The organism is Psychrobacillus sp. (assembly GCF_056205495.1).
On sequence record NZ_JBAEAP010000583.1, the window covers coordinates 1 to 5,214 of the forward strand.

5 protein-coding genes are annotated in these 5,214 nt (G+C 34.6%); 2 read left to right on the forward strand and 3 right to left on the reverse strand.

Annotated features, from left to right (window positions below):
* Nucleotides 1-322: 322 nt before the first annotated feature.
* Nucleotides 323-727 carry a VOC family protein gene (locus tag AC06OU_RS16470; RefSeq protein ID WP_475857223.1) on the forward strand — a complete coding sequence of 135 codons (405 nt, stop codon included), beginning with the start codon at nucleotides 323-325 and terminating at the stop codon, nucleotides 725-727.
* A 356-nt stretch (nucleotides 728-1,083) separates the two neighbouring features.
* On the opposite strand, the gene AC06OU_RS16475 is transcribed toward AC06OU_RS16470, so the two are convergent.
* Nucleotides 1,084-2,016, reverse strand: coding sequence for a DNA/RNA non-specific endonuclease (locus AC06OU_RS16475; RefSeq protein WP_475857225.1), 933 nt, complete (start codon nucleotides 2,014-2,016; stop codon nucleotides 1,084-1,086).
* Between the two features lie 230 nt (nucleotides 2,017-2,246).
* On the opposite strand from AC06OU_RS16475, the gene AC06OU_RS16480 reads away from it, so the two are divergent.
* Entirely contained in the window at nucleotides 2,247-2,822 is a 576-nt protein-coding gene (locus AC06OU_RS16480) for a DUF5067 domain-containing protein (protein ID WP_475857227.1), read from the forward strand.
* Between the two features lie 159 nt (nucleotides 2,823-2,981).
* Here AC06OU_RS16480 and AC06OU_RS16485 read toward each other — a convergent pair whose 3' ends face one another.
* Both AC06OU_RS16485 and AC06OU_RS16490 read right to left on the reverse strand, forming a co-directional pair.
* Nucleotides 2,982-3,551 (reverse strand): SF0329 family protein, encoded by a 570-nt coding sequence (locus AC06OU_RS16485; RefSeq protein ID WP_475857228.1) that lies wholly within the window; start codon nucleotides 3,549-3,551, stop codon nucleotides 2,982-2,984.
* 274 nt (nucleotides 3,552-3,825) lie between these two features.
* Complete coding sequence (locus tag AC06OU_RS16490) at nucleotides 3,826-5,121, reverse strand: NCS2 family permease (RefSeq protein WP_475857229.1); 1,296 nt, start codon at nucleotides 5,119-5,121, stop codon at nucleotides 3,826-3,828.
* Between the last annotated feature and the right edge of the window lie 93 nt (nucleotides 5,122-5,214).

The following is a 5,214-nucleotide window of genomic DNA, read 5'->3' on the forward strand; positions in this document are numbered from 1 at the left end:
AAAACAAGTAGCATAAGTTCGTTGCTTAGAAAATACAAATACTTTCGAGATTACTAACCTAACAAATAATACTGTCACTTTAATTGATAACCTAGAAGAAACCGCGGAAGCCATACAACTTTTAATGAATGAAACGTTTGCTATAACCTCTTTTTAAGAGGTTTTTTTTATAGTGTTTCAATATCTAAGTAATACTTAAGATATAATTGTTTTTAAGACCCTTTACTAGCACTGGTTTAAGTAATTTAATGTGTATTTATTTAAATGATTTAATTGGTACAATTAGTTAAAGTAAATAGCTTATTGGAAAGAGGTAGTTTTCATGGTAGAAAGTTTTGTTCATCATTTGTGCATCCAAACCAATACATATGAAGAAACATTAAAGTTTTATACGGAAGGGCTAGGTTTCAAGCTAGTACAAGAATCACCGAATTTTCATGGGCGTAGCTTTAACACTTGGATACAATTAGGAAATTTTTATATTGAACTGCAAACTGGAAAACAAGATGAAATACTTAGTGATGGAAACACCAATTCACAAGGTCTAGCTCATTTTTGTTTATGGGTTGAAGATTTGCATGCAGAAGTCTCTCGTCTAAGGGAAATAGGCACCGAATTTTTTTTAAAGAACTATGATTACATATACCATGTCGAGAATGGTAGCTTATGCAAACTAAAAGCTCCAGAAGGAACTATTATAGAACTTCGAGATAACAAAGGTATTTAAAAATCTACATGTTTCCAAAAGGAAGCTTGATAATAGATATTTCAATAGCAAGTATGTAATAACTTATAAACTAAACTGATTCTAGTTAGGCCGGATTAAAAATATCGAGCTATTTTGGAATTTTACATAAGCCTGAATACAATTATTTTTTATATGCTCGACAAATAGCCATCTACCTTTTTTTAGATAGATGGCTAATTATTATTAAAGTTTCACTATAATGCTTATATTGCAAACCTGAATGTTACCAGATTGCAGCTCAAAACTACCTCATAAAAGATAGCCCAAATTAACGGATTCCTAATAAAGGGTATCTCTCTGGAAAACAAAAACAGTAAGTTAATTAGCGTATAGCCTTACTCCCCTACCATACCGTCCTTATCATTATCATGCATGTATGGGTATAACCAATGATCACTCGTGATTGGCATACTAAAACCTGCTGCTTTAGCTTCTTTAATCGTCACCTGTCCATTACCGTTTGTATCCACACTGGAAATATCTTCGTTAGTGTTTGAACTAGTAGGAGCAGGAGGCTTATTACCCGTTAAACCGAGGGATGCATTTACTTCATCAGGGTTAACGTTGTCAAATGTATCAACGATTTTGTTACCCATTATCGTATAAGTATACTGATAACTGGAAGGTATCTGCGTTTCTGTGTTTGGATAAGTGATAATTGCTTCAAAATTAGTAGCACCACCTGCTTTACGAATGGCATCTTCCATATACGCTTGATCACCATGTCGGTTAAGGGTACTTTCTTGTGGAGTAATATTATATGCATTGGATACCCCTCCGAGAGAATCCGCAATGATATGCCCTTCATCTAAAAATTCACTTTCGACTCCCGGCACCTTTGCCTCATCTGAATAGTATCTACCAGACGATAATACAGGCTCTGTATTGTCATCTTGTAGAGTGATTTCTTCAGCAATGACACGTACTAACTGACCATATTCATTGGTAAACGCCCAATATTCACGTTCCCCATAACCAATGTCTACGACCACGTTAGATTCACGATATCCGGACAAATCACCTCCATCTACTTCGATCAGTTTGTACCCTGAAAACAAGTCATCATTTGTTTGGTCAGTAATTTCTTCAATTACTGGTTCCTCAACAATAGTAGGAATAGCTTCTTCTTTTTCACTATTTATATTTGATTCAGCTGTAGGTACGTCTTCTGGAATTGTTTCTACATCTGAAATGGCTGCGTCTTCTACGTCGGTACAACCAACCATTAAAATGCTTATTAGTAGTAAGATTAAATAATTCTTCTTCATTTTAGTATTCTCCTTCTTGTTCTGTTCATTATTAGAACAAGTTATAATTATATAGTAATACATATAATTGTCACTACATTCTCTAAATAATGTGGCTTACTCTTTTAACGTTTCAGAAGGCAAAGGACTAGAGAATGTAAGAACTCCTTTAATAAACTGGTTATTATTGCTATATACTTCCTTTCAGGAATCTTCTAAAATGAATAGTTGAATGGAGATGACCAGAATAAATGAATAAAAAACTAATTTTCAGCGCAACTATTATTTGTGCGCTACTACTAGGTGCTTGTGGTGCAGACAAAAAAACTGAAGATAAAGAAACGCAAGAAACTCAGGATGTTGCTGCTCCTAAAGGAAATGAAGTTGAAAAGGAAACAGCGGTAAAAGAAGAGAATGTTTATTTTAAAGATAATGAAGTTAAATTAGTCGACTTAAAAATAAATATTACCGATACTAAAGTAATCCAACCAGGTGAAACAGGAAATGAATATGGGGAAAAACCATTATTTGCTATCTGGTATGATACGACAAATTTGAGTGACAAAGATATAGACCCAATGACGGCATGGATGGTTGTCTTTACTGCTGTACAAGATAACAACCCTAATGCTATTAATGAATTAGATGTTGGCATGTCACCAGATGATAGCTTTTTAGATTCACAATCGGAAACAATTAAGCAAGACGGCACGGTAAAAAATGCTGTTGCATATGAGTTAGATGACTTAGAAACTCCTGTTACTTTAATAGCTAACCAAGGAATACTGGGCGATGAGCTTGGAAGACAGGACTTTAATCTAAAATAATATTAAAATAACCACCTTCCATTACTGGTTGGTGGTTTTTTCAACTCTAATTACGATAAAAGAGCATAAGTTAGTAGAAATGAAAATGTAAATTAATAAACTCAACTATTATTCAGTTTCCCCAAGATTGCTTGTTGCATGCTATCACGTTATTTATTCTCATAACGTACGAAGCCGCAGCTCATAAAAATACTGTACAATTGGGTGTTTTAACTTCATCTTCTCCGACATGTTTAAAATTCGTTTTTTGCCAAGCCGTCTGTCCACCAAAGCAAGAACATTCAATAATATATCATTACTCTCTAGGCTATCCTCTATAGAAGTAGATAAAAACTGATTGGCTACAACTACAAAATTTGATTTGCTCAACGAGGACTGTGCTGACATAAGCTCCTTTGCATATTCCGATAATTTTCTACTCCTAGCAATTACTTGTAGACGATCAGCCGGAACTTTACCGTTACTTTCTTTTTTTACTGCTTCCATTTCCTGCACGCTAACAGGTATTTGGATAGTTGAATCATTTTTAATTTCCTGCTCAGTTAGATACCATTTAATTAAACTTGTTTTATCACTCATATTCAGTACATTCTTTCTATCTACCGTAATATAACAAGTTCCTGATTTGTCAGATAAATAACGGTAGCTACTAGCACTGTATTCAACCCTTCCATGTAATGCAGGGCAGAGATAACTCTCCAAGTTTTTCTTCAATTTACTCCAGCTCATGTGATTCTCCTTCATCTTTAAATTTTTTTATATGTATCGAGGAAGTCATTCTAGTATTTATACTACAATAACACATTTCTACCAATCACAAGATTTATGTGCGATTAGATTCGTAAGGTACGAATAGTAGTATATGGGCACTATTTATAGCAAGGTTTATAAGTAATTTATAAGATAAAAAAGACATAGATTAGCTGAACTAACCTACGTCTCTTATAGTTGACACTCATTAATTACTCTTGGGCTATATTCTTTTAGTTCTCTAATTCCCTACCTATACTATAAAAGCAAAGTATGAGATGAACAACAGACAAAGTACATACATAATTGGATGAACTTCTTTATAACGCTTTTGTGCTACTAAACAGATAGGATATAGAACAAAACCTAATCCAATTCCAATTGCCACACTAGAAGTAAGAGGCATCATAATAATTGTTAAAAACGATGGAATGACAATTTCTAATTTAGACCAGTTTATTTTACTGATCTCCATGGCCATTAGGGCACCTACAATGATTAATGCAGCTGCTGTTACTTCGACTGAAATAACGGCAACCAGTGGTGAAAAGAACAAGGCAATCACAAAACAAGCTGCAATCACAACAGAGGTAAAGCCTGTTTTTCCCCCGACAGCTATACCAGCTGAAGATTCAACACTTGTAGCAGGCGTCGATGTACCTAAAATGGCACCAATTGCTCCAGCCGCAGAATCGGCAAGTAAACCTCTTCCGATATTTGGAATTGTATTCCCCTTCATCATTCCTGCTTGACTAGTAAGTGCAATTAATGCCCCCGCTGTATCAAAAAAGGCAACGATTAAAAACGTGAAAATTACAGTCAGTATCTCTGGTGTAAAAATCTCATCTAAATGATAAAACACAACACCAAATGTTGGCTCAATACTTGGTATACTTCCAACGATCGATGACGGAACTTTAATTAATCCAAAAATCATACCAATAATCGTTGTAATGACCATTCCGTAGAAAATGCCGCCTTTTATTCCACGAACTAACATAACGATTGTAATAATTAGGCCAATGATGGCTAGTACGGTCATAGGTGAAGTTAAATCACCGATGGAAACAAATGTATCAGGATTTCCAGTAATAATTCCTCCATTTTTTAATCCAATAAATGTGATGAAGAATCCAATTCCAGACGCGATTGCATATTTTAAATCCAAAGGAATGATATTAATAATTTTTTCTCGGATTTTCATTAAACTTAATAGCATAAAAATGATTCCTGCAACAAAGACACCTGTCAAAGCGACTTGCCATTCTACTCCCATTCCAATACAGACAGAAAAAGTAAAAAATGAATTCAAACCCATACTCGGTGCAATTGCGATTGGATAGTTAGCAAGTAGACCAATAAGTAGTGATCCAATGATTGCAGTAAGAGCGGTTGCTGTAAATACAGCTCCACTATCCATACCAGACTGGCTTAGAATAATTGGATTCACGACTAATATGTAAGCGATCGATAGGAAGGTCGTTATCCCTGCGAGTGATTCCTGCTTATAGGAAGTGTTCCGTTCTGTGAATTTAAAAAAGTTTCTCATGTTGTAATCTCCTATTTCCTATAATTAAAGAGTGAAAGGGAATGACTCAGAAGTTAGTTTTCCAACCAATTCATTTTATTATCCATTTGATAT

Excerpts from the sequence above, each read along its gene's own strand:
- AC06OU_RS16480 (WP_475857227.1), top strand. The coding sequence starts at position 2,247 with ATGAATAAAAAACTAATTTTCAGCGCAACTATTATTTGTGCGCTACTA.
- AC06OU_RS16475 (WP_475857225.1), bottom strand. The coding sequence starts at position 2,016 with ATGAAGAAGAATTATTTAATCTTACTACTAATAAGCATTTTAATGGTT.
- AC06OU_RS16485 (WP_475857228.1), bottom strand. The coding sequence starts at position 3,551 with ATGAGCTGGAGTAAATTGAAGAAAAACTTGGAGAGTTATCTCTGCCCT.
- AC06OU_RS16470 (WP_475857223.1), top strand. The coding sequence starts at position 323 with ATGGTAGAAAGTTTTGTTCATCATTTGTGCATCCAAACCAATACATAT.
- AC06OU_RS16490 (WP_475857229.1), bottom strand. The coding sequence starts at position 5,121 with ATGAGAAACTTTTTTAAATTCACAGAACGGAACACTTCCTATAAGCAG.